Below are 22,199 nucleotides of genomic sequence, written 5' to 3'. Positions count from 1 at the left end.
GGGGAGTGATCGGTGGCTTCGCTCAAGATGTTGTGGTCTCGGGGCGGGCAGTTATCGGACCCTCTGCAGGGGCCGGCGTCAATTTTTGTCCCGGTGCAGTTCCCGTTCCTCATACCGGTCGATGCCTTTCAACACGCCGACGATGGCTTTAACGCCGAGATAGGGGAGCAGGTCCCCGGGTGGCAGGGGGATGGCGTGTCGCTTCACGATCCAAAACTTGCTCAACTCGGTATCTTTTTCCAACACGAGATCAGCAAGCAGGCGACCGTTGAGTTGGGTGAGCGATACGCCGTGTCCGATGCAACCGGTGGAGTAAATGATGTTTTCATCGCCGATGAAACCGATCTCGGGCACCAGGTCCAGGTTCGCGGATATGGCGCCACCCCATTTGTAATGAATTTTTTTATTCCCCAGTGACGGGAACAACCAGCGGAAATGATCTTCCAGGTCTTTCCAGATCGTCGGCGCGTGCCACTGGTCCATGGACTTGCCATACTCGACGCCCACGTTGCCTCCGCCCAGGGTGATCCGTCCACATTTCGTGATGCGCAGGTAGTGCACAAACTGCCGGTTGTCTTCGATGGACATGCGATCTTGCCAGCCGAGGGTTTCCCATTCCTCTTCGGTGAGCGGATCGGACACGATTTGGTAAGTCCAAACCGGGGTTTGTCGGTGCTTGACCTTGGGCAGACCCGTTAGGGTGTGTGACCAAGCGTTGGTTGCGAGAATGAGTTTGTTCGCCTTGATGGTCGCGTTGGCGGTTTTCGCGACAATGAGATCGGGCTGCTTGCTCAGATGCGTTACGGTCGTGTTTTCGTAGATCTCGGCGCCGCCCTTTTCGGCCAGCGTTTTGAGATTGCGAACGTGTTTGCAGGGGTCGAGTATGCCGGTGTCCGGCTCGAATATGGCGGCTCTGATGTTCGGCGCGTTGAGTTTTGCCTGGACCGTGGCATGGTCGAGAAATGTGTATCGGCCCGGCATGGTGAGCTCGCTCAGCAATTCGTAGGTTTTCCGAAGTCGTTTTTCCTGCTGGTGGGTGTAGGCGACGCGCCACAGGCCGGTGTTTTCATAGTCGGAATCCAGGCGTTCTCGCTCGATCAGTTCCCGAACGTAGGTGACCGCTTGTTGCATGTAGGCTTGCGCTTCGCGAGCTTTGTTTTTGCCCCAGCGCAAGACGGTGACTTCCGGCTCGATGCCGAACAAGGTCATGTTAAAGCCGCCGTTTCGTCCCGAGGCGCCGTAGCCGACCTCATGGGCATCGAGCACCATCACCCTTTTTTCGGGGGCTTCGCGCCGAATCTCCCGAGCCGCGGTCAGGCCCGTATAGCCGGCGCCGATCACCAGCACGTCAACCGTATGCTCGCCTTCGCCGAGGGGTTCGTTGGGCTGGTAGCAACCGTATTTGTGTTGCCAGAATGAGTGATTTCGGGCCATTGCACGGGCGATGGGGTCAGACATGGTATGTTTCTCTCGGCCTCTGATAACGGCGTGCCTGCCGTGATGTCGGATGGTTCGAGATTAATCGGTACGCGTACGGATAATCAAGGCTTCGGTGAGGCATCCACTGGCCATGCCATAGATGTTGCAATTCACAGCAGACGGAGGGATCGGCTATCAGTCAGACACAGGGGCGAGGCAGGCCGCGTCAGAGGCGCGCGGTTGCCGCAGAAAAAGAAGCCCGGATCATTCGGGCGGCGAAGACGCTTTTCGAACAGGAAGGCTATGAGGCGGTTTCCATGCGCAAAATCGCTGCCGAAGCCGGTATGGGAGCTATGACCCTGTACCGGTATTTTCCAAGCAAGATCGAGTTGCTGCACCACATTTGGGGCGAGTTTTTTATCGAACTGTTTGAGCGGATTTTGGCATCCCAACAAGCACAAATCGACGCTAGGCAGCGATTTCGCCAAGCGTGTCACGCTTATCTGGATTATTGGTTTGCCAATCCCGACCGTTTCAGGATGGTGTACTTGAACGAAGACCGTGCGGAGTCCAACAACCGCTTTTTCGTCCATCACGCCAGAATAGAGGAGCAATTTAATGCGGTATTCGCCCCCAGCCTGTCGGAAGCATTTCCGGACAAAAATGCCGCGGAGATGACGTTCGTTCTGCAAGGCGTGCTGTGCCACATGAACGGGATCGCGTTAAACCTGATTACCATCAGCGAATACCACTGGCCGGGTCACAAACCGTTGCTCGATGACTATCTCGACCATCTGCTCAAGCCTTAGTGCCGCTTGGGCCTTGGTTTGCGCGCGATGCAGCTCGGCCGCAAAGGCCGGAATTGCCTCAACGAACATCACTAAAGTATCAGAGGTGTGTCGACAATCCCGTCAGAATTCGCTGCAAACCTCAGCGAACTCAACCTGAGGTTCGTTCTGCGCATGCTACGAATGGACTAAGGCGTGAAAATCCTGCGTCTCGCGGAGGGCTTGGAAAGCCGCTTCAGTTTCAGCATCGGTGGCGTAGCTTGCGCGGATACCGATGGCCCGTTGTAAGCACTCGATCGCGGACTCGTGTCGGCCAAGCAGCGCGTATGCGCAGGCGAGTTGATAGAGGGCGTGACTGTTCTCCGGGTCGATCGCCAAGGCTTGCTTGCACAGGTTTGCGGCCCATTTGGGTTCGTTTAGCTCCAACACAGCGTCGGCTTTGTAGGTCAGCGCCTCGCCATCGTCATGGCGAAGTTTCAAAATCTCATCGTATACGTTGATCTTGTTAGTGGCCGACGATTCTTGCTGCGCTCTTAGCCAAAGCGATTGGATCTCGCGGGATAATTCGATTTCCTCTCGGTTTTCCTCGATATGCTGCGTTTTTCGTTGTAGTTCCGTTTCAATGGTGGCCAGTCGTTGTTCGTACTCGCTGATGAGTTTCGAAATTTCTTCGTCCGCCAGCGAGTGAACCCGCTCTTTCATATCGCGAATGGACGTCCACCCCACCAGTAGCAGGATGGATGTCGCACCGGCAATCAAGTAAAAGAAATACGTCACCGTATCCGTGGCGTAGGTGACAGCGCGGTCGACGGACTGATGCTCCCGATCGACGATCTGCTGAATGAGCTCTTGTTTTGTCGATGCTTGATCGATACGCAGTTGCTTGAGTTCATCGAGAACGTACCGTTCGACGAAGGGGGAGTAGAGTGGTTTGTCCAAGGTACTCACGGCATCGTCCACGTCGCTCGCCTTCGCTGGTGCTCCGTTTGAGGATGGTGGCATCAGGATGAAAAACAAGAGGATCACGGCTACGACGCGAGACATATCGCACGTCCGTGATCGTGAATTTCCACCAGCACAGCATGGAGGCCTTTCACTGTTTCCTCGTAGTCCGCTTCGTTAACGACGAACTGCATATCGACCTGACGCATCGATTGGTGTACCGCCAGAACGCTGATGCCTTTGTCCGCGACGGCACCGACGGCCCTCGCCAAAATGCCGGGAATTTTCATGTCGCTGCCGATTGCGGAAACAATGGCGACCTTTTGTTGGTCGATCTCAGCGCCTGGAAAGCGTTCTTCCATGGCCGCCCGTATCCGCTTCAGAGTTTTTAAGTTGGTCGACAAATAATGCGTGACGGTATTCGCATTGATGTCTTTCGACACGATGTGTCCCTTGAAGCGCGTGATAATTGCCAACAACTCGCGGTCGTATCCATGGAGGTTTCCAGCCATTTCCTGATCGAACAATTCCAGTGCATAGATCCCCTTGCATCCCGCGATGATCTCAACACGCGGTGAATCGCTGACATAGTCTCCGGTGATGAGGGTGCCAGTGTGCTCCGGTTCGAATGTGCTTTTAACCCGAAGGGGAATACTGTTTTGACGTAGGCCTTTGGCGGCTTTCGGGTGTATGGCCTCCATGCCCAGATTCGCCAACTGATCCGCTACATCGTAGTTGGTGCGACCGATTGGAACGGCGTTGGCCGCACCCACTAGGCGTGGGTCCGCGCTGCTTAGATGAAACTCCTTATGAATTACGGCTTCTTTCGCGCCAGTAATCACCGCGAGGCGGCTGAAGGTCATTTCGCTATAACCGCGATCGAAGGACGACATCAAGCCCGCGTCGCTATGGGCATAGCCCGTTACGATGGGGAGTTGTTCGGTCAGATCGATCTGGTCAAATGCCGCACGGATTCTGTCGTCCAAGGGGATATGGCGATTCGAGCGCCAGCCGGTCAGGTCTACAAAACAGGCGTTTACGCCATCCCGCTTTAGCAACTGAGCGGTGTTCCAAGCGCTATGTGCTTCGCCGATGCTAGCCAGCATCTCTCGGACGGTGGCGAGGTGGGCGTCTAGGGCAAAATGGCCGTGGCGGCAAAGGCTTTGTAAGTCCAACAGGCACTGTTTGGCGTCATCGAGTCGTTCTGCGAGAAAGGCATCGGCTTTTTTGAGCGGTATCCCAGAACCAAACAAACGTTGATTCATATCAAAAAGCGCTTTCCCGAGTTCTTCAAATTCGGTGAGCCAGCTATCGTCGTCGATGCCGCTCGCGAACAAGGCGAAAATGCCCGGTTGGCCGCTCTTTTTGTGTTCCAGTAACCGGTTGGTTACGCCGCCATACGCGGAAACGACGAAAACTCTTTGGTAATAATCATTTGTTGGATTATTAAGAATGATGTTGTCTCTAACGGACACATAGTCGCTCATCGACGTGCCGCCGATTTTTTCAACGGTATGCATAATTTTTCTTGCGCTAATAATCAATTTATCGGCTCATGGCAGGAGCCGAACGGGTTACAGTTTCCGATATCTTTCCTGATCTTAAATGGCCTCTGCATCCAACTCATAGGCACCTTCGGCGTTGTGTACCTCATTTCCGTTTAGCGGGGGGTTAAATACACAAGCCAATGTCATTTCTGAAAAAGCACGTAATATGTGTCTGTCGTGCTGGTCCAAGATGTAGATCGTGCCCGGCGCTATGGGATATTTCTTTCTGTCACCAACCGTTTCAACCTCGCCGGTACCCGATAGGCAATAAACGGATTCCAAATGATTTTGGTAGTGCATTTGGAAATCGGCGCCTTTGTAGATCGTCGTGATATGAAAGGAAAATCCCATGTGATCGTCTTTTAGCAGCAGGCGCGTGCTTTCCCAGTTTCCGTCAGGTGAGACGATTCTTCGGTTCGACTGCCGGGCGTCTGCCAAATTTCTTACGATCATTTCTTTGTCCTCGTCAGCTCAAATGTCAGATAGAACAAGCGGGCCTCAGGTGTCGCTTCGGACCGGGTCACGCCGTTGTAAAATAGACTTTCTCTTCCGGTAGTTCGGCTTGACTCGCGCACACTTCCTGCACGGACGACTCAACGATATCAATACCCTTCTTGAGGTTATCGTCGCTGATTGTTAACGGGCATAGAAATTTGACGACCTGATCGTCAGCGCCACTGGTTTCGATGATGAGCCCTTTTTGGAATGCTTTGCGTGTGATTTTTCCGGCGATCTCACCGTTGACGCAATTGATCCCCTGAAACATTCCGCGGCCTTTGGCTGAAAAATTTCCCTCGCCATATACGCTGACGATGCGTTTCAGGCGCTCGGAAATATAACGACCCTTACGTTTGACGTCGTTGGCAAAAGTATTATCGGTCCAATAATGATCTATGGCCGCCTTGGCGGTCACGAAAGCCAGATTGTTCCCCCTGAACGTACCGTTGTGCTCTCCGGGTTTCCATCGGTCGAGCTCCGGTTTCATCAGGACGACGGCGAATGGAAGACCGTAACCGCTCAAGGACTTGGACAGTGTGATGATGTCGGGCTGTATCCTGGCATTTTCGAAGCTGAAAAAGTCCCCAGTACGGCCGCATCCCGCTTGGATATCATCAACAATGAGCAGAATTCCATGCTTCCGGCAAACTGTTTGAAGGTTGCGTAACCACTCGGCACTGGCGGCATTGATGCCTCCTTCACCCTGTACGGTTTCCACGATCACGGCGGCGGGGGAGTTGATTCCGCTGCTGGAGTCGGACAGCACCTTGTCCAGATACTCGGTCGTATCGATTTGCCCCCCAAGATAACCGTCATAGGGCATGCGGTGTGTGCCGTTCAGGCTGACCCCTGCCGCATCGCGATGGTGGGAATTGCCCGTTGCCGCCAATGAACCCAGGCTGACGCCGTGAAACCCATTGGTGAACGTGACGATGTTCTGTTGCCCGGTGACGTTGCGAGCGATCTTCATCGCCGCCTCAACCGCATTGGTGCCGGTGGGGCCGGTGAATTGCACTATGTATTCCATGCCCCGGGGTTTGAGGATCGTGTCGTTAAAAGACTGCAAAAATTCACCTTTGGCTTTCGTATGCATGTCCAAGCCATGGGTGATCCCGTCGCGCTCGATATATTCCAGCAGGACTTTTTTTAGTATCGGATTGTTGTGCCCGTAGTTAAGCGTTCCGGCACCCGCCAGGAAATCCAAATATTGGTTGCCTTCGGTATCCCACATGAAATCACCTTTGGCATGGGTGAAGACACGCGGGAAGGAGCGGGCGTAGCTCTGCACCTCGGATTCGATTTCGTAGAAAATTTTCATAGTGATCCTTTTGCGCCGTCTATTGGGCCGATGCGCACGAGAAGTTCCGACTGGTGTTGTCCATCGAAGTGTTGCTGCTTATCAAGCCAAGCGGATGATTGAAATTCTGTGGATAGCGCGGAGGCCAATCTTCGAAATAAAGCCCACGACGCCGAATTGTCTTCTGTGATGGTTGTTTCCAGATAGCGTATGCGGCGGTCTTCATTTCTTGCCAGGATGTCAGCGAGCATGCGCGAAGCTAACCCCATGCCTCGCGCGTTTTCTGCTACGGCGACTTGCCAGACAAAAAGCGTGTCCGGACGATCGGGCACGAGATAGCCTGAAATAAAACCCATCAGTTCATTGTCTCGCTCCGCTACCACCGATGTGTTCGAAAAGTGGCTGCATTGGAGGAGGTTGCAGTATGTGGAGTTAGTATCCAGCGGAGGGCAGCGTTCTATTAAACGAAAGACCCGAATCCCGTCTTCGAGTACGGGCGGTCTGAGCAAGGTATTATGCAAAGCGGACAAAAAACCTCCGTATCCGGATTATATGTTTAGCGCTCAAAATAAATTAACTTGCCGAGGCAGCAAAAAGTCTTTATTAATTAGCCATTATTAAGTGCAATGGTCTGATTCTAATATTAGAGCAGGAAGTATTCTACACGAAATAAGCCTGCGGCTCCAGTGATCGCCTGTTCAGAAGGCGAGAATGGGGTATCAAGCGTTAGTTTGGGCGGTTGTGCCGCTCCTTCCGGTTTGCCGGCGTTCGCTCCCGGGGGCGCGCCGGGTGTTCTAAACCTTCGTTTTCTAAATAAGCTGGTCTTATAATGGCGGCTCTTTATAGGGACGCCTTATTAGGTAGAGTAGGCCGTTGAATCGTATCGAAGAAGTCTTAGTGGCTTTGCGTCGCGTTATCCGGGCGACAGATCTCCACTCAAAATATCTGGCAAAGACCACCGGCCTGACAGCACCGCAAATATTGCTCTTGCGGGCCATTCGCGACAAGCGCGAGCTGACGATCGGTGAGCTCGCCCACGAAGTCAGTCTGAGTCATGCAACCGTGACCACCATTTTGGATAGGCTCGAAAAAAGAGGATTGGTGTATCGGGAGCGTTCTAAGGCGGATAAACGGAAAGTGCACGCTCACCTGGCGGGTCGAGCTGATGATGTGTTGAAGGAGGCCCCAATTCCTTTGCAGGAGCATTTCGCACGGCGATTCGGAAACTTGCAGGATTGGGAGCAGGCGATGATGATCTCCGCGCTCCAGCGCGTCGCACAAATGATGGACGCCGAGGGGATTGATGCGTCGCCGGTGTTGGATATCGGGATTTTGGATCGGCAGAGTACCGCTTTGGATAAGTCCGAGAAAGATTGATCGCAGCCGATGCACGCTATGACACCCTTTCCTGTCGGAGCGTCTCATTGAGGAATCGCCGGGTTGTTATGGCTCGTTATTTTGCGTCGCCTAGCCCTGTCAACGATAAGTGCCGACGTCACCCGTTGGGTTTCCTGAAAAACCATATCTGCGATAGCCGCGCGTTTCGGGCTCGGGGCGCAAACACGATGGTTGAATGACGGCTGCTTGGCGCTCTTCTTCCTAGAAGCTGCTGAGGCGTTCGATGAGCCAGAACGCAGCAACGCTGCCAATTCCATACGCCGGCAGTTGCCGTGCCCACTCGGGCCAATGACTCCGTAGACGATGCATCACAGCCATTAAGGTCAGAATTGCCGCAACGAACATCAGTTGACCCAGTTCCACGCCCACGTTGAACATCAGCAGCGCCAGCGGCACTTCGTTTTGTGGCAGCCCCACCTCGGTGAGGGCGCCGGCGAAGCCGAAGCCGTGCAATAAACCAAATACAAAGGCCACCACCCACGGATATTGGGCCGTTAAACTGGCTCGACCCCGATTAACGCGCACCAGTTCGCTGGCCAGAAATAGGATCGAGAGAGCGATGGTGGCCTCCACCGGCGGGCCCGGTAGTCGAGCGACGCCGAGAGTCGCCCCTGCCAGGGTAATGCTGTGGGCCAAAGTGAAGGATGTCACGGTGATCACCAGCCGTTTCGTGCCTTGTACCAGCAGCAGCAAGGCCAGGACAAAGCTGAGGTGATCGAAGCCAAACAGGATGTGGTCAACGCCGAGAATGGTGTAGTCACCGGCGACTTGCCAGGCTGAGAGCTCGGTGACGATCTCCAGCCACGGCTTTCCGGGCCGAGCCATGGCTGTGGTTTGCGTGCCATCCAACCAGGTGATCCGCGCGAACACATCCGTGATGGTCGCTTCCAGGCCGATAAAACGGATCATGCTGCCATCCATGCCACCATCCGGGACCGTCACGAGGTAGCGATGAACGGCCGAGTCCGGCAGCTGCCGGACTGTAGGTTCCACCAGCATTTGCCAATGTTCCGGCAATTGCAATTTGGCCGGATGGGGCTCGTTGTAGTAGATCGGTGCCCGCCAGATGAGCTCGTAACGCTCGCCTGAAAGTTGTTTCAGCGCTAGCGAGCTGGGCTGAAGTTCATGGGCGAACGTTTGAGGACAGAGGCCGGAAAGCACGACGAAGATCAGCCCAAAGAGCGCGCAATACCTTCGTTTCATGGCTGTGGCTTCGTCACGTGGGAACCCGAAATCATAGCGTTGTTCTGGTCTTTTGGGTTTTATCGTTCGCCCAATAGTTTGGCACGAATATGCTTGTTATTTGGGTTTTTAAAGTCAGGGGGTGGAGAACAAAAGACGGGTCGTCAGATCCAAGAGCGTGGTGGGCCCGGTAGGACTCGAACCTACGACCAAGGGATTATGAGTCCCCTGCTCTAACCAACTGAGCTACAGGCCCTAGCTTAAAGAAGCGTCGACGAAAATAGACGGTCGCCCTGGTGTTGGGCGACACGGAAGTATAAGCCAAAATGAAGGCACGCGTCACATGGGCGACGCGTGCCTTGGGTTTTACGCCGTTCGTTCTTCCGAACGATCGGTCAGCTTTCGTCGAGGAAGCTGCGCAAAGACTCCGACCGGCTGGGATGACGGAGTTTGCGGAGCGCCTTGGCCTCGATTTGCCGAATGCGTTCACGCGTCACATCGAATTGCTTGCCGACTTCCTCAAGGGTATGGTCGGTGTTCATTTCGATGCCGAAGCGCATGCGCAGCACTTTGGCTTCGCGAGGCGTCAGTGTGGCCAGCATGTTGTGCGTGGCTTCGCTGAGCCCCTCTTTAGTGGCCATTTCCATCGGCGAGGCGATGTTGAGGTCTTCGATGAAGTCGCCCAAATGAGAGTCTTCGTCGTCTCCAATGGGCGTCTCCATGGATATGGGCTCTTTGGCGATTTTTAACACCTTTCGGACTTTGTCCTCCGGCATTTCCATTTTTTCGGCCAACTCGTCGGGCGTGGGTTCCCGACCGATTTCTTGCAGCATTTGGCGCGAAACCCGATTGAGTTTGTTGATCGTTTCGATCATATGTACCGGAATGCGGATGGTTCGCGCTTGGTCGGCAATGGACCGCGTGATGGCTTGGCGAATCCACCAGGTTGCGTAGGTGGAAAACTTGTAGCCGCGGCGATATTCGAATTTATCTACGGCTTTCATCAAGCCAATATTGCCTTCCTGGATCAGGTCCAGAAACTGCAGGCCACGATTGGTGTACTTCTTGGCGATGGAGATGACCAACCGGAGGTTGGCTTCCACCATTTCTTTTTTGGCGCGCCGCGCTTTAGCCTCACCGATGCTTTTCTGGCGGTTGATTTCCTTGATGTTTTGCAAGGGTATCAACGTGGATTGCTCGATTTTCTTCAAGCTTTCCTGCAGGCGCACGATTTCATCCCGGTTGCGGGCGATGGTCGCCGAGTGCTTGCGTTTAGCGCGGATCTGCTTGTCGATCCAGGTGGTCTCCGTTTCGTGATCCTGGAACTGCAGCAGGAAATCACGGCGGGACATGCCGGCCTGAACCACGCAGATATCGAGAATCTGCCGTTCGATCGATCGCACTTGATCCACCAGCTCGCGCAGTTGATCGCTGAGCTCCTGGACGATCCGTGGTGAAAGCTTAAGGTGCATGAACATGGCCAGCAGCATTTGTCGTTCGCTCTGGCTGTCTTGATGATTGATGCCCTTTTTTTGCAGCGCTGTCAGCGTCTTGTCGAGTTGGCTTCGAAGATCGACCATGCGGGCTGCAACTTCTTCCGGGTCCGGTCCGGTTTCCGCTTCAGCCGTTTCGGCATCTTCTTCGTCTTCGCTCCCTTCCAGAGCTTCATCCGATTGCGCGTCCGCCTCCATTTCAGGGGGGACGTAGCCGGTTTCATCGTCGGTAAATTGATTTTCCAGCTCTGAGGGGTCTACAAAGCCCACCACCAGGTCAGACAATCGGCCGCCTTGTTCGACAATTCGGTCGTACTCGGAGAGCACGTATTCGATCGACGCCGGATAGCTCGCGAGCGCCTTCAGTACTTCGCTTTGGCCTTCTTCGATCCGCTTGGCAATGCTGATTTCACCTTCCCGGGTGAGAAGCTCCACAGTGCCCATTTCCCGCATGTACATGCGGACGGGGTCGGTGGTGCGGCCGAGTTCGGAGTCGACTGTGGACGCCAAAGCAGCCACGGCTTCTTCCGCGTCATCTTCGTCGTCAGAGGTGACGGCTGTATCGGATAGCAGCAACTCTTCGGAATCGGGCGCGTGTTCGCGAACCGCGATTCCCATATCGTTGATCATGCCTACGATGTCTTCGATCTGATCCGGATCGACGATGTCGTCGGGCAGGTGATCGTTAACTTCCGCGTAAGTTAGATAGCCTTGATCCTTTCCTTTCGAGATGAGGGACTTCAGCTGGGAACGGTGATCTTCGCTCATAACTAATTTATTTCACCTGGCTGATTGATCGGCTAAAACCGACCATTGTACAATACCCAAATCGCGTTGCATAGAATCTTGACGCTGTATTCTCAAGCCATGGATATCGGCTAATTTTGGCGTTGTGCCAGCAAACGTCGTAGTTCTTCACGCTCATGAGCGCTCAAATCTGTCTCTTGCGCCTTTTCCAGCAGGCTCTCCAATCGCTGTCCCGGCTGCCGTTGTCGAAGCCACGAGAGTAATTCCTCGAACTCGCGGGTGAGGTCTTCACCGCCTAATTCCATCGACACGCCTGCCAGTTTGGCGAGGTGAGGGCCCGCTGGGTGGCCTCGCCAATGCTCGAGCAGTGCTCCAGTCCTTAGATGGGGGTTTTGTTGCACAAGTTCAATGATGTCGGCCAATAATTCTGTGCCTTCAATATTGACGTCCCTGAGTTGATCGACTTCTTTGACCCCCAAGGCCAGCGTCATGTCGTTGAGCAACAGTGCGATCAGTTTTCGTACGGGCGTCATTCTGGTGCGGCTGCGCGGCCTGCCAGGACGGCCTCGGGGGCGTTGATCCTCCGACTTGCCCATAAGAATAGATAGTTTTTCGCTTTTTACACGGGCAAAGTCCGCGAGTTGTTCCTCCATCAAAAGCCGAAATGCTCCTGGTGGGATTTTCTGAATATACGGCTTTGCGGCCTCGACCAACGCAGCGCGTCCATCGACGTGAGTTATATCGATGGTCTCGCTCAATCGCTTAACGAGAAATTCTGAAAGCGGTATCGGATGACCGACGAGCTGTTCAAAACCGCTCCGGCCTCGTTCCCGTATGAGCGAATCCGGATCATGGCCTTCAGGTAAGAATAAAAACCCCGCACGATGCCCGTCGCGCATGAAGGGTAGGGTCTGTTCCAATGCGCGCCATGCGGCCTCGCGCCCGGCACGGTCGCCGTCGAAGCAGAAAATCAGTTCCGGCGCGACCCGAAACAGCTGGCGGATGTGTTCTCCGGTGGTGGCGGTACCCAGTGTTGCAACGGCGTGAGTGATGCCGTGTTCGGCCAGCATGAGTACGTCCATGTAGCCTTCCACGATCAGCAGCTGGGTCAGCTGCTGATGGGCTTGTTTGGCTTCGTGCAATCCATACAGTTCCCGGCCTTTGTGGAACAGTGGGGTTTCTGGTGAGTTGAGGTATTTGGGGCTGTCGTCGCCGATGGCCCTTCCGCCGAAGCCGAGTGTGCGTCCACGTCGATCTCGGATGGGGAACATGATCCGGTTGCGGAATCGGTCGTAGCGGCGATTGGGTTGCTTGTCGCTTTGAATCAGCAGCCCGCCGGCGAGCAATTGCTTTTGCCTCTCGCGGTCGCGCCCGAAGCGCTCGGTCAGGTTGTTCCACCCGGCTGGCGCGTAGCCGATGGCGTATTGGGCCGCGGTACGTCCGCTCAAGCCACGGGATTTGAGGTAGTCGATCGCAGTGGAGGATTGTTTGAGTGCTTGCCGATAATAGTCTTTGACCTCATCCATCAGCGCCCGCAACTCGGCGTGCCCTGGCTGCGCGTGGGGTTCTTGCGCGTTGGCCGGAATCTCCATGCCCACTTGCTCCGCCAATTGTCGAACGGCATCTGGGAATTCGAGTTTGTCGAATTCCATCAGAAAGCCGAGGGCGGAGCCATGGGCGCCACAGCCAAAGCAGTGGTAGAACTGTTTGCTGGGGCTGACGGTGAAGGAAGGCGTTTTCTCGTTGTGAAAAGGGCAGCAGGCGCTGAAATCGCGACCGGCTTTTTTTAGCGGTACACGGTTGTCAATGAGCTCGACGATGTCGACTCGCGACAGCAGCTCATCGATGAAGGATTGGGGGATCGGTCCGGCCATGGAGAAGCTCGTGGGCGTTTTGCCCTAAACGCCGCGCCGGACGTTGGCGCGGAACCCTGCCAGTATAGCAATGGTTGTTAGCCGGATAGCCGTTGGCGTACCAAGGCGCTGACCTTGGCCATGTCAGCTCGGCCCTGCATCTTGCTCTTGAGCCCCGCCATGACTTTGCCCATGTCTTTGACCGACTCCGCACCCGATTCGGCGATCGTTTGAGAGACGAGGTCGGTGATTTCGGCTTCGGTCAGCGGGGTGGGCAGGTAGTCGGCCAAAATGTCGATTTCCGCCCGTTCTTTGTCGGCCAGCTCAGCCCGTCCGCCCGCATCGTACTGTTCGGCGGCCTCCCGGCGCTGCTTGACCATTTTCTCGAGAATGGTCAGCACGCCGGCGTCGTCGACCGCTTCACGCGAATCCACTTCCACCTGTTTGATCGCCGCCAGCAGCATACGAATGGTCGCCAAACGCGCTTTTTCCTTGCTGCGCATGGCGGCTTTCATGTCGTCCTGGATGCGGTCTTTGAGGGACATGATGGCTCGGTTCGGAACGCGATGGCCCGCGCTTAATACGGGCGGGTGCGGCGTTGCTGCTCTCGCTGCAAGCGCTTGGAGTGACGCTTTACGGCTGCGGCCCGCTTGCGCTTGCGCTCTTGCGTGGGTTTTTCGTAAAACTCGCGACGACGTACTTCGGTCAGCACGCCGGCTTTTTCGCATGCGCGCTTGAAACGACGTAAAGCCGCATCGAAATACTCGTTTTCTTTAACTCGTACAGTTGGCATTAAAGCATCACCTGTGCCTTTCGCCGGTAGCCAGCGGCGAATTTTGAGACAACAAAACCCGTGCTCTGGTTTGTGCCGCCAAAGCCGGGAAAGCGCCAAAGTTTATCCTTGTAAGGTTACAATTGCAAAACACAGAAGTGACGGGCGATTTATAACTATGCGGGTATTGGGAATTGAGACGTCTTGTGACGAAACCGGCGTGGCGATTTACGATGACGAGCGGGGATTGGTTGCCAACGCGCTTTACAGTCAAATTGACCTGCACCGCGAATTCGGCGGCGTCGTACCGGAATTGGCGTCCAGAGACCATGTTCGCAAGCTTCTGCCCTTAATTCGGGAAGTGCTCAGCGCCAGTGGGCAGACGCACGAGTCGCTGGACGGGATTGCATACACCGCAGGACCTGGCTTGGTGGGCGCGCTGATGGTCGGCGCCACCGTTGCGCGGTCCTTGGCAATGGCCTGGGATCTTCCCAGCGTGCCGGTGCACCATTTGGAAGGGCATCTTTTATCGCCGCTTCTGGAGGAAGATCCTCCGACGTTTCCATTTTTGGCCCTATTGGTATCCGGTGGCCACACTTTGCTGGTGCGCGTCGATGGGGTGGGGCGCTATCAGTTGCTGGGCGAATCGCTGGACGACGCCGCCGGAGAGGCATTCGATAAGACGGCGAAGTTGCTTACCCTGCCGTATCCTGGTGGCCCGGCTCTGGCCGAACTGGCAGAACAGGGGCGCCCGGGACGGTTCGATCTGCCGCGTCCCATGCTGGATCGTCCCGGTTTGGATTTTAGTTTCAGTGGTCTGAAAACGGCCGTATTACATGCCGTTCGGGGGCAGATTGATTCTATTTCCGAGCCTGGCGAGCGTGATCAGGCCCGAGCAGACTTGGCTCGAGCGTTTCAAGATGCGGTGGTGGACGTGTTGCGGGAAAAAAGTGCCCGGGCGCTTACCGTGACCGGCTTGTCCCAGTTGGTGGTTGCGGGCGGCGTGGGCGCCAATCGACGGCTTCGCGCATCGTTGGAAGAGCTGGGTCGGCAGAACGGTGTGCATGTGGCCTACCCGCGATTGGAATTTTGTACTGACAACGGCGCCATGATTGCGCTTGCTGGATGCAAGCGTTTGGGTGATGAGGTCTCGCGGGATTCGTCGCTGCAGGTCCGCCCGCGATGGCCCCTGGATTCGCTTTCAGCCGTGTCGGTATGACGCGGCGGTTTGTCAAAAGGTTTCTGCGGTTATGGATATCGTCTACTTGAGGGATCTCAAAATCGACACCGTCATCGGTGTTTTCGATTGGGAACGTCGCGTTAAGCAAACGATCAGTCTGGATTTGGATATGGCCACCGACATTGGCCGGGCGGCTGAGCACGACGATATTGCCCACGCCTTGGACTACAAAGCGGTGGCCAAGCGTCTGATCGGCTTTGTCGCGGCCAGTGAGTTTCAGCTGGTGGAAACGTTGGCGGAGCGAGTCGCGCAGATCATTCTGACGGAATTCGATGTGCCTTGGGTTCGTCTGCGGGTGAATAAGGCCGGCGCCGTGCGGGGCGCCCGGGATGTGGGTGTGGTGATCGAGCGGATGCAGCCCGATTATGAGCCACCCCTCCGGATTCCTGCCGATGGTTGAGGTCTTTCTTAGCCTGGGGAGCAACGTTGCGCCCCGTGAACATATCGTTCAGGGTTTGGGTTTGCTACATCAGCGCTTCGGGCGTTTGCGTTTTTCCCCTGTCTACGAGTGTCCGCCGGTGGGATTCGAAGGTGAGAATTTTATCAACCTGGTGGTGGGATTCGACACGGATGAGCCGTCTTCCGAGCTGGCTGCGGCGCTGCGCGCGATCGAATCGCAATGCGGCCGTCGCCGAGGGGCGGAAAGATTCGTTTCGCGAACCTTCGATGCCGACCTGATCCTGTATGGGGATTTGGTCCAGCAGGGGCCGCCGGTTTCGCTGCCACGCGATGACATTTTGCGCTACGCCTTTGTTCTGCGGCCGTTGGCGGAATTGGCGCCGGAGCGGCGCCATCCGGTACTCAAGCGAACGTTCGCGGACCTGTGGCGGTCGTTCAACACCGGCGATCAACCACTGTGGCCGCTGCATCCCCCGCTTGCGCTAGGCCACTTTTCCGGCGATCACGCGGGCGCCATGGAGTAAAACAATCATGTGTGGAATCGTGGGCGCGGTTGCCCAGCGTGAGGTGATGCCGATCCTGCTGGAAGGATTGCGGCGTCTGGAGTATCGGGGCTATGACTCGGCCGGGATGGTGTTGCTCGACACGCATCATCGCTTGTGCCGTCAACGGGCCGTTGGTCGTGTTGCCGCGTTGGCGGATTGCCTAGCTCAAGCGCCCCTCGAAGGGCAGGTGGGTTTGGCTCATACTCGTTGGGCTACCCATGGTCGGCCCACCGAGGAGAATGCTCATCCCCACGTTTCGGGCAATCGTGTGGCATTGGTGCATAACGGCATCATCGAAAATCACATCGCACTTCGGGACGCCCAGATCGGTGATGGCTATGTGATGGCATCCGAGACCGACACGGAAGTCATTGCCCATGAAATCGATCGCTTTTTACACACCGAAGGCGCTTTGCTCCCGGCCGTACAGGCCGCGGTTCGTCAATTGGAAGGCGCCTATGCCATCGCGGTGATCTCGACCGAACAACCGGAGCGTATGGTGGTTGCCCGAGAGGGAAGCCCCTTAGTTATCGGGGTCGGGATCGGGGAGCATTTCGTGGCGTCCGATGTGGCGGCCTTGTTGCCGGTCACGCAGCGTTTTATCCAGCTCGAAGAAGGGGACGTTGCCGAAATCCTCTGCGATGAGGTGCATATCTACGACCGCGAAGGCCGGCCGGTAGAGCGGCGGGTCCAACAATCATCCCTCTCGCCCGAGGCGGTGGAACGGGGCGCCTACCGACACTTCATGCTCAAAGAGATTCACGAGCAGCCTCAAGCCATCGCCGAGACGTTGGAAGGTCGCATCACCGGTACGCAAGTGCTCGAGGCTGCTTTTGGTCATGGGGCAGAGGCCGTATTGCGCGAAACGGCGGGCGTTCACATCGTCGCCTGTGGTACCAGCTACCATGCCGCGATGGTGGCGCGCTACTGGATTGAATCCATCGCCGGTATTCCCTGCATGGCAGAGATCGCCAGCGAATACCGCTATCGCGATCCCATCGTTCCGCCCCATACGCTGTTTGTGACCCTGTCTCAGTCCGGCGAGACCGCCGATACCCTCGCGGCACTGCGCTCGGCCAAGCAAAAGGCATACCTGGGGACGTTGGCGGTTTGCAACGTGCCGGAAAGTTCATTGGTGCGCGAGTCGGATTTTGCGTTGATGACACGCGCCGGGCCCGAAGTGGGTGTGGCATCGACCAAAGCCTTTACCACGCAGTTGGTTGCGCTGATGCTTTTGACCATCGCTTTGGGTCGTCACCAGCGGCTGTCACGAGAGGCCGAGGGCAAATTGGTGGCCGAGCTGCTGGCCCTGCCCAAACAGATCGAGCGCGTCTTGAGCCTGGAGCCTCAGATCGCCCAATTGGCCGAGGGGTTCGTGCACAAGCGCCATACGCTGTTTCTGGGGCGCGGGGTCGAGTATCCCATTGCCCTGGAAGGTGCCTTGAAGCTTAAAGAGATCTCCTATATCCACGCCGAAGCCTATGCGGCCGGGGAGCTTAAACACGGGCCTTTGGCGCTGGTGGACGAGGAAATGCCGGTAGTAGCTGTTGCCCCGAATAACGAGTTGCTGGGCAAGTTGCTTTCCAACCTTCAAGAAGTTCGGGCGCGAGGCGGTCAGTTGGTGGTGTTTGCCGGCGCTGGCGTAACGGTGCCGGAACCCGGGGATCCGAGGGTGATCGTTTTGCCCGCGGAGCATAGTGCGCTGTCACCGGCCATTTACGTGGTTCCGCTCCAGCTGTTGGCGTACTACGTTGCCGTGCTGAAGGGGACGGACGTCGATCACCCCCGCAATCTGGCCAAGGCGGTCACGGTCGAATAGGCCCGGCGATCGAGGGTCGGTTGTCAGTGCAGCGTGGTGATTTTGTTACTGGCCGGGCTAGTGAGGGCCACGGTCCGGTTCCTGCCGTCTTGCTTGGCTTGGTAAAGTGCGCGGTCTGCTCGATCCAGCACATGATCGATGCTTTCACCGGGACCAAAGTCTGTTACGCCGATGGACACGGTGGTTCGGGTATCTTTGTCGATTTGCTCATGGTTCAGGCTGTGAACGTGGATTCGCATCCGTTCGGCAGATTCCACCGCGCCCTCGAGATTCGTGTCGCTTAGGATGATGACAAACTCCTCGCCGCCGAAACGCGCGATAAAATCTCCCCCCCGGATGTGTTGCGCCAGCGTCTCGGCAACCTTGGTTAGGACTCGGTCGCCTGCCAGGTGCCCGAGGCGGTCATTAATCGATTTGAAGTGATCAAGGTCTAAGATGCAGATACAGAACCGGTAGCCGCCCCGATCGGCAATTTTTCGCTGGTGCTCGAGCACTTCCATGAGATGTCGGCGATTGTATAGCTGGGTGAGATCATCGCGGATGGCCAGTTCTTGAATTTTTCTGAGCGCGCGTTGCAGCTCACGATTGGTAATCACCAGTCGTTGACGCAACTTGCTGATGTAACCGCCCAGTACTGAAAACCAAGGCAGTACAATGCCAAGCACAATGAGTTGAAACGCCAAGTCGCTCGCGAGGCCCGGCTGCGGTTGGCTTTGAATCGCCAGCGCCATCATCAACGCAAACGCCACCAGCGTGAAAACGCTAAGGCTCAATAGTTGCGCGGTGTTGAGGCGAAAAAGCCCGAACGTGAAGGCAACGGGGTAAAGAATAGAAATGACACCCCGATAAGGTCCTGCGATGTAGACGCCGAAGGTGACGACTACAATACCGACGCACAACTGCGACATTGTCAGGCTCGGATCGGAAAAACGCTTATTGAGCCCTGAGCGCAAGATGGCGTAGAAGGTGATATTGCTAATGACGACGGTGATTAGAAGAACTGCCGTCTCAGTGAGTCCCACCTGGATACCAAATGGCTGAAATAGGTGGACATAGACCAGCATCACCGCGCCAGTGAAGTAGGCGGCTGAGGCCAGCAAGTTCCGGCTGATGCGGACCGCTTGAGCCGGGTCGTCTTTGGGAATAATCGAAAACATCAGCGGTTTATCCTTTGCCGCTCATCCCTAAGCTCGTTTTTTCTTATGTCCGAAAGTTATTGTTGTTGTTATGATTTCTGCCCAGCGGTATGTTCTTGATACCCCTTGAAGTCCGCTTGCGGTCGTATTTGCTTATGCCCTCGTTGTTAAGTGTTATTGACCGTATCGGGCCGTGTTGTCAACGTGACATTTTTACACACAAAGCAGTTTGCCCGCCCAATATGAAGGATGCTAGTCCATCTCGACCGGCGGATAATTATTTGCGACAGGCGGCTTATATGAGCCTACGCGTTCACTCAGTGTTGTCCGACAGACTCAGTTATTTACTGCCATGCACAGGCATTTTCGATGCTCGTCTAACGGGAGGCCGACTGTGGTCAACTTTACACTGAACGACCAGCCGGTAGAAATTTCTATTGATCCAGATACGCCGATCCTGTGGGTTCTCCGGGATGGGTTGGGGCTAGTGGGCACTAAGTTTGGCTGCGGCCTGGCTCAGTGTGGCGCATGCACGGTTCAGCTTGATGGGGTGCCGATCCGGTCGTGCGTCACACCCATCGCGGTGGCCGCCGGGAGAACGCTGACCACGGTTGAAGGCCTGGGTGGTGAGCGATTGCATCCGTTGCAGCAGGCCTGGTTGGAAGAAGATGTGCCGCAATGCGGTTACTGTCAGTCCGGCCAGTTGATGACCGCGGCGGCACTGCTGAAATCCAACCCGCGGCCGACCGACGAAGACATCGACGCCGCCATGGCGGGCAATATTTGCCGCTGCGGCACCTACGATCGCATCCGGCGGGCGATTCACCGCGCGGCCGTGATCGCGGCCGCGGAGGTGGAAGGGACATGAGTGAATTCTTCGATCCTGCGCGCCGACGTTTTTTGAAAGTGTCTGCGGTCGCCACGGGCGCGTTGCTGGTGGGGTTTAAACTGCAAGGCTGCGCGCCGTCTTCCGAGACTCAGGATGAGGCGGGTCGATTTGCTCCCAATGCCTGGATACGAATCGCGACCGACGGCACGACCACTCTTTTGATCGGTCGTTCCGAGATGGGGCAGGGCGTCAAGACCGCCTTGCCTATGCTGCTCGCGGAGGAGCTGGAAGTCGGTTTGGCTCAGGTGCGCGTCGAGTTTGCGCCGGCATCCCGCGACTACGACAACCCCATGATGTTCATCCAGGCCACGGGTGGGAGTACCTCGGTTCCCACCGCATGGGAACCGCTGCGGGAGGCGGGCGCTACGGCCCGGACAATGCTGATTTCGGCCGCCGCCTCACGCTGGTCGGTTCCGCCCTTGGAGTGCCGGGCCGAACGGGGTCGGGTCATCCACGAGCCGACGGGCCAATCCGTTGGCTATGGGGATTTGGCAACTGAGGCTGCGGGCCAGGCGTTGCCGCGGCGTGTCCGGCTCAAATCGCCCTCTGAATTCAAGCTCATCGGCCAACCGACACGCCGTGTGGACGCCCTCGATCAAGTCACAGGGCGGGCCCAGTTCGGTATGGATGTGAGCGTTCCAGGGATGTTGGTGGCTACGATTGAGCGGCCGCCCGCCTTCGGCGCTCGTTTGAAATCGTTTGATGACACGGCAGCCCGGGCTATGGCGGGCGTACGCGACGTGTTCGAAGTGGACCATGGTGTTGCGGTGGTGGCGGAAACGTATTGGCAGGCCAAAAAAGCCCGCGCTGCCTTGAAGGTGAGTTGGGATCTGGGGCCGAGCGCGAACCAAAGCAGCGAGGATGTTTTTCGGGCGTACCGAGAACTGGCTCAAGGCTCGGGTCTGCGGGCACGCCAGGATGGCCATCCGTTGCAGGCGCTACGGGAGGCCGCCGATGTGATCGAGGCGGTCTATGAGTTGCCGTATCTGGCCCATGCCACGATGGAGCCGATGAACGCCACAGCCCACGTACAAGCGGATCGTTGCGATGTGTGGGTGCCGACGCAAAACCAAGGTGGTACGCAGGATGTGGCGGCCGCTCTAACCGGATTGCCGTTGGAATCGGTATTTGTCCACACCACTCATTTAGGAGGTGGCTTCGGGCGACGCGTGGCGACGGATTTCGTGGAAGATGCGGTTCAGGTTTCGATGCGGACCAAGTCGCCTGTCAAAGTCATTTGGTCTCGGGAAGACGATACCCGGCACGATTACTATCGCCCGGCGATGCTGCACCGCATGCAAGGTGCGGTGGATCGCCAGGGCCGTTTGTCGGCCTGGGTGCACCGGGTGGTGGGGCCTTCGATCTTGGCCCAGGCCGTCCCGGAGTTGGTTCCGGCGGCTGCGCCCAACTGGACGCCGCGGGTGGTCAAACGGGGTATCTCCAGCGTGGCCGGCGCGATTGCCGGCATCGTACCGGACATCGCGGGATTCGAAGGCGCGCGCGAAGTGCCCTACCAAATGGACAATCTGCGTGTCGAGTTCGCCACCCATCGTGATGATTTCGTTCCCTTGGGTTTCTGGCGTTCGGTGGGGCACTCGCACAGCGCTTTTGCCGTGGAGAGTTTTGCCGACGAGATGGCACATCGGTTGGGGCAGGACCCGCTGGAGTTTCGCCGGGAGCGTTTGACCGAACATCCCCGACACCTCCGGGTGCTCAATCTGGCTGCGGAAAAGTCCGGTTGGGGTCAGCCCCTGCCGGCCGGCCACGGGCGCGGCATCGCGGTTCATCATTCCTTCGGCAGCTATGTGGCAGAGGTGGCCGAGGTGTCGGTGAGCGGGGCCGGGCAAGTCAAAGTGCATCGGGTGGTGATTGCCATCGATTGCGGACAGGTGGTCAATCCGCTCACGGTTCGTGCCCAGATGGAAGGCGGCATGGCCTATGGGCTCAGCGCCGTGCTCAAAAGTCAGATTACAATCCGCAATGGGGGCGTGGAGCAAGGTAATTTCGACACTTACCAAGTGTTGCGCATGCCGGATATGCCCCGCGTGGAGGTTCACATTGTGGACAGTCGTGAACCGCCCAGTGGCGTCGGCGAGCCCGGTACCCCGCCCATCGCGCCGGCGGTGTGCAACGCCATATTCGCCGCCACCGGTAAGCGGATTCGGCGACTGCCCATCGACGCTGCCCAACTGCGAACTTGAACGGCTCGTCGCCTCGGCACGATTGAAGCGTACT

20 protein-coding genes and 1 tRNA gene are annotated in these 22,199 nt (G+C 56.6%); 8 read left to right on the top strand and 13 right to left on the bottom strand.

Annotation, left to right across the window (positions count from 1 at the left end; all coding sequences use genetic code 11):
- Positions 1-78: 78 nt before the first annotated feature.
- A complete protein-coding gene (locus SVU69_04125) occupies positions 79-1,458 on the bottom strand; it encodes an FAD-binding oxidoreductase (protein MDY6942180.1) in 1,380 nt (459 codons plus the stop codon).
- Positions 1,459-1,559: 101 nt separating this feature from the next.
- Here SVU69_04125 and SVU69_04120 point away from each other — a divergent pair, with 101 nt between their 5' ends.
- Positions 1,560-2,228, top strand: coding sequence for a TetR/AcrR family transcriptional regulator (locus SVU69_04120; GenBank protein MDY6942179.1), 669 nt, complete (start codon positions 1,560-1,562; stop codon positions 2,226-2,228).
- A 156-nt stretch (positions 2,229-2,384) separates the two neighbouring features.
- Here the strand turns inward: SVU69_04120 and SVU69_04115 are convergent, their stop codons facing one another.
- From SVU69_04115 to ectA, 5 genes are all read right to left on the bottom strand, one after another.
- Positions 2,385-3,209, bottom strand: a complete 825-nt coding sequence (locus SVU69_04115; GenBank protein ID MDY6942178.1) for a tetratricopeptide repeat protein — start codon at positions 3,207-3,209, stop codon at positions 2,385-2,387.
- A 26-nt stretch (positions 3,210-3,235) separates the two neighbouring features.
- Positions 3,236-4,669 (bottom strand): aspartate kinase, encoded by a 1,434-nt coding sequence (locus SVU69_04110; GenBank protein MDY6942177.1) that lies wholly within the window; start codon positions 4,667-4,669, stop codon positions 3,236-3,238.
- Positions 4,670-4,750: 81 nt separating this feature from the next.
- On the bottom strand, positions 4,751-5,149 hold the full coding sequence (locus SVU69_04105; GenBank protein MDY6942176.1) for an ectoine synthase: 399 nt from the start codon (positions 5,147-5,149) through the stop codon (positions 4,751-4,753).
- Positions 5,150-5,216: 67 nt separating this feature from the next.
- Positions 5,217-6,512: a diaminobutyrate--2-oxoglutarate transaminase gene (gene ectB, locus SVU69_04100; protein ID MDY6942175.1), complete on the bottom strand. Its 1,296-nt coding sequence runs from the start codon at positions 6,510-6,512 to the stop codon at positions 5,217-5,219.
- The gene (gene ectA / locus SVU69_04095) at positions 6,509-7,000 is read right to left on the bottom strand and encodes a diaminobutyrate acetyltransferase (GenBank protein MDY6942174.1); all 492 of its coding nucleotides are present in this window, start codon (positions 6,998-7,000) and stop codon (positions 6,509-6,511) included. Before ectA ends, ectB begins: the two co-directional genes overlap by 4 nt.
- 364 nt (positions 7,001-7,364) lie before the next feature.
- Here ectA and SVU69_04090 point away from each other — a divergent pair, with 364 nt between their 5' ends.
- On the top strand, positions 7,365-7,868 hold the full coding sequence (locus SVU69_04090; protein MDY6942173.1) for a MarR family transcriptional regulator: 504 nt from the start codon (positions 7,365-7,367) through the stop codon (positions 7,866-7,868).
- 222 nt (positions 7,869-8,090) lie between these two features.
- Here SVU69_04090 and SVU69_04085 read toward each other — a convergent pair whose 3' ends face one another.
- The 6 genes from SVU69_04085 to rpsU all read right to left on the bottom strand — a co-directional run bounded on the left by SVU69_04085 (position 8,091) and on the right by rpsU (position 13,957).
- On the bottom strand, positions 8,091-9,092 hold the full coding sequence (locus SVU69_04085) for a HupE/UreJ family protein (protein ID MDY6942172.1): 1,002 nt from the start codon (positions 9,090-9,092) through the stop codon (positions 8,091-8,093).
- Between the two features lie 158 nt (positions 9,093-9,250).
- Positions 9,251-9,327, bottom strand: a tRNA-Ile gene (locus SVU69_04080).
- Positions 9,328-9,466: 139 nt separating this feature from the next.
- Positions 9,467-11,332 carry an RNA polymerase sigma factor RpoD gene (rpoD, locus tag SVU69_04075; protein ID MDY6942171.1) on the bottom strand — a complete coding sequence of 622 codons (1,866 nt, stop codon included), beginning with the start codon at positions 11,330-11,332 and terminating at the stop codon, positions 9,467-9,469.
- A gap of 110 nt (positions 11,333-11,442) precedes the next feature.
- Positions 11,443-13,185, bottom strand: a complete 1,743-nt coding sequence (gene dnaG, locus SVU69_04070) for a DNA primase (GenBank protein MDY6942170.1) — start codon at positions 13,183-13,185, stop codon at positions 11,443-11,445.
- A 77-nt stretch (positions 13,186-13,262) separates the two neighbouring features.
- Positions 13,263-13,709, bottom strand: coding sequence for a GatB/YqeY domain-containing protein (locus SVU69_04065; GenBank protein ID MDY6942169.1), 447 nt, complete (start codon positions 13,707-13,709; stop codon positions 13,263-13,265).
- Between the two features lie 32 nt (positions 13,710-13,741).
- Complete coding sequence (gene rpsU / locus SVU69_04060; GenBank protein ID MDY6942168.1) at positions 13,742-13,957, bottom strand: 30S ribosomal protein S21; 216 nt, start codon at positions 13,955-13,957, stop codon at positions 13,742-13,744.
- Positions 13,958-14,114: 157 nt separating this feature from the next.
- On the opposite strand from rpsU, the gene tsaD reads away from it, so the two are divergent.
- The 4 genes from tsaD to glmS are packed head-to-tail and all read left to right on the top strand — an operon-like array spanning position 14,115 to position 17,939.
- A complete protein-coding gene (tsaD, locus tag SVU69_04055; protein MDY6942167.1) occupies positions 14,115-15,155 on the top strand; it encodes a tRNA (adenosine(37)-N6)-threonylcarbamoyltransferase complex transferase subunit TsaD in 1,041 nt (346 codons plus the stop codon).
- 31 nt (positions 15,156-15,186) lie between these two features.
- A complete protein-coding gene (gene folB, locus SVU69_04050; GenBank protein ID MDY6942166.1) occupies positions 15,187-15,576 on the top strand; it encodes a dihydroneopterin aldolase in 390 nt (129 codons plus the stop codon).
- Positions 15,542-16,099, top strand: a complete 558-nt coding sequence (folK, locus tag SVU69_04045; GenBank protein MDY6942165.1) for a 2-amino-4-hydroxy-6-hydroxymethyldihydropteridine diphosphokinase — start codon at positions 15,542-15,544, stop codon at positions 16,097-16,099. Before folB ends, folK begins: the two co-directional genes overlap by 35 nt.
- Before the next feature lie 7 nt (positions 16,100-16,106).
- Positions 16,107-17,939 carry a glutamine--fructose-6-phosphate transaminase (isomerizing) gene (glmS, locus tag SVU69_04040; protein MDY6942164.1) on the top strand — a complete coding sequence of 611 codons (1,833 nt, stop codon included), beginning with the start codon at positions 16,107-16,109 and terminating at the stop codon, positions 17,937-17,939.
- A gap of 23 nt (positions 17,940-17,962) precedes the next feature.
- Here glmS and SVU69_04035 read toward each other — a convergent pair whose 3' ends face one another.
- The gene (locus SVU69_04035) at positions 17,963-19,096 is read right to left on the bottom strand and encodes a diguanylate cyclase (protein MDY6942163.1); all 1,134 of its coding nucleotides are present in this window, start codon (positions 19,094-19,096) and stop codon (positions 17,963-17,965) included.
- A 373-nt stretch (positions 19,097-19,469) separates the two neighbouring features.
- Between SVU69_04035 and SVU69_04030 the strand changes: the two genes are divergently transcribed.
- A complete protein-coding gene (locus tag SVU69_04030; GenBank protein MDY6942162.1) occupies positions 19,470-19,943 on the top strand; it encodes a (2Fe-2S)-binding protein in 474 nt (157 codons plus the stop codon).
- Entirely contained in the window at positions 19,940-22,165 is a 2,226-nt protein-coding gene (locus SVU69_04025) for a xanthine dehydrogenase family protein molybdopterin-binding subunit (GenBank protein ID MDY6942161.1), read from the top strand. The genes SVU69_04030 and SVU69_04025 overlap by 4 nt, the downstream gene beginning before the upstream one ends.
- Positions 22,166-22,199: the final 34 nt, after the last annotated feature.

The organism is Pseudomonadota bacterium (assembly GCA_034189865.1).
GTDB lineage: Bacteria > Pseudomonadota > Gammaproteobacteria > UBA5335 > UBA5335 > JAXHTV01.
This window is presented reverse-complemented; position numbering and strand designations above follow the sequence as displayed.

Coding starts and splice junctions, on each gene's coding strand:
- ectB (MDY6942175.1), bottom strand. CDS start 6,512: ATGAAAATTTTCTACGAAATCGAATCCGAGGTGCAGAGCTACGCCCGC.
- rpoD (MDY6942171.1), bottom strand. CDS start 11,332: ATGAGCGAAGATCACCGTTCCCAGCTGAAGTCCCTCATCTCGAAAGGA.
- SVU69_04110 (MDY6942177.1), bottom strand. CDS start 4,669: ATGCATACCGTTGAAAAAATCGGCGGCACGTCGATGAGCGACTATGTG.
- SVU69_04025 (MDY6942161.1), top strand. CDS start 19,940: ATGAGTGAATTCTTCGATCCTGCGCGCCGACGTTTTTTGAAAGTGTCT.
- glmS (MDY6942164.1), top strand. CDS start 16,107: ATGTGTGGAATCGTGGGCGCGGTTGCCCAGCGTGAGGTGATGCCGATC.
- SVU69_04125 (MDY6942180.1), bottom strand. CDS start 1,458: ATGTCTGACCCCATCGCCCGTGCAATGGCCCGAAATCACTCATTCTGG.
- SVU69_04065 (MDY6942169.1), bottom strand. CDS start 13,709: ATGTCCCTCAAAGACCGCATCCAGGACGACATGAAAGCCGCCATGCGC.
- dnaG (MDY6942170.1), bottom strand. CDS start 13,185: ATGGCCGGACCGATCCCCCAATCCTTCATCGATGAGCTGCTGTCGCGA.
- folB (MDY6942166.1), top strand. CDS start 15,187: ATGGATATCGTCTACTTGAGGGATCTCAAAATCGACACCGTCATCGGT.
- SVU69_04105 (MDY6942176.1), bottom strand. CDS start 5,149: ATGATCGTAAGAAATTTGGCAGACGCCCGGCAGTCGAACCGAAGAATC.
- SVU69_04035 (MDY6942163.1), bottom strand. CDS start 19,096: ATGTTTTCGATTATTCCCAAAGACGACCCGGCTCAAGCGGTCCGCATC.
- tsaD (MDY6942167.1), top strand. CDS start 14,115: ATGCGGGTATTGGGAATTGAGACGTCTTGTGACGAAACCGGCGTGGCG.
- SVU69_04115 (MDY6942178.1), bottom strand. CDS start 3,209: ATGCCACCATCCTCAAACGGAGCACCAGCGAAGGCGAGCGACGTGGAC.
- folK (MDY6942165.1), top strand. CDS start 15,542: ATGAGCCACCCCTCCGGATTCCTGCCGATGGTTGAGGTCTTTCTTAGC.
- rpsU (MDY6942168.1), bottom strand. CDS start 13,957: ATGCCAACTGTACGAGTTAAAGAAAACGAGTATTTCGATGCGGCTTTA.
- SVU69_04085 (MDY6942172.1), bottom strand. CDS start 9,092: ATGAAACGAAGGTATTGCGCGCTCTTTGGGCTGATCTTCGTCGTGCTT.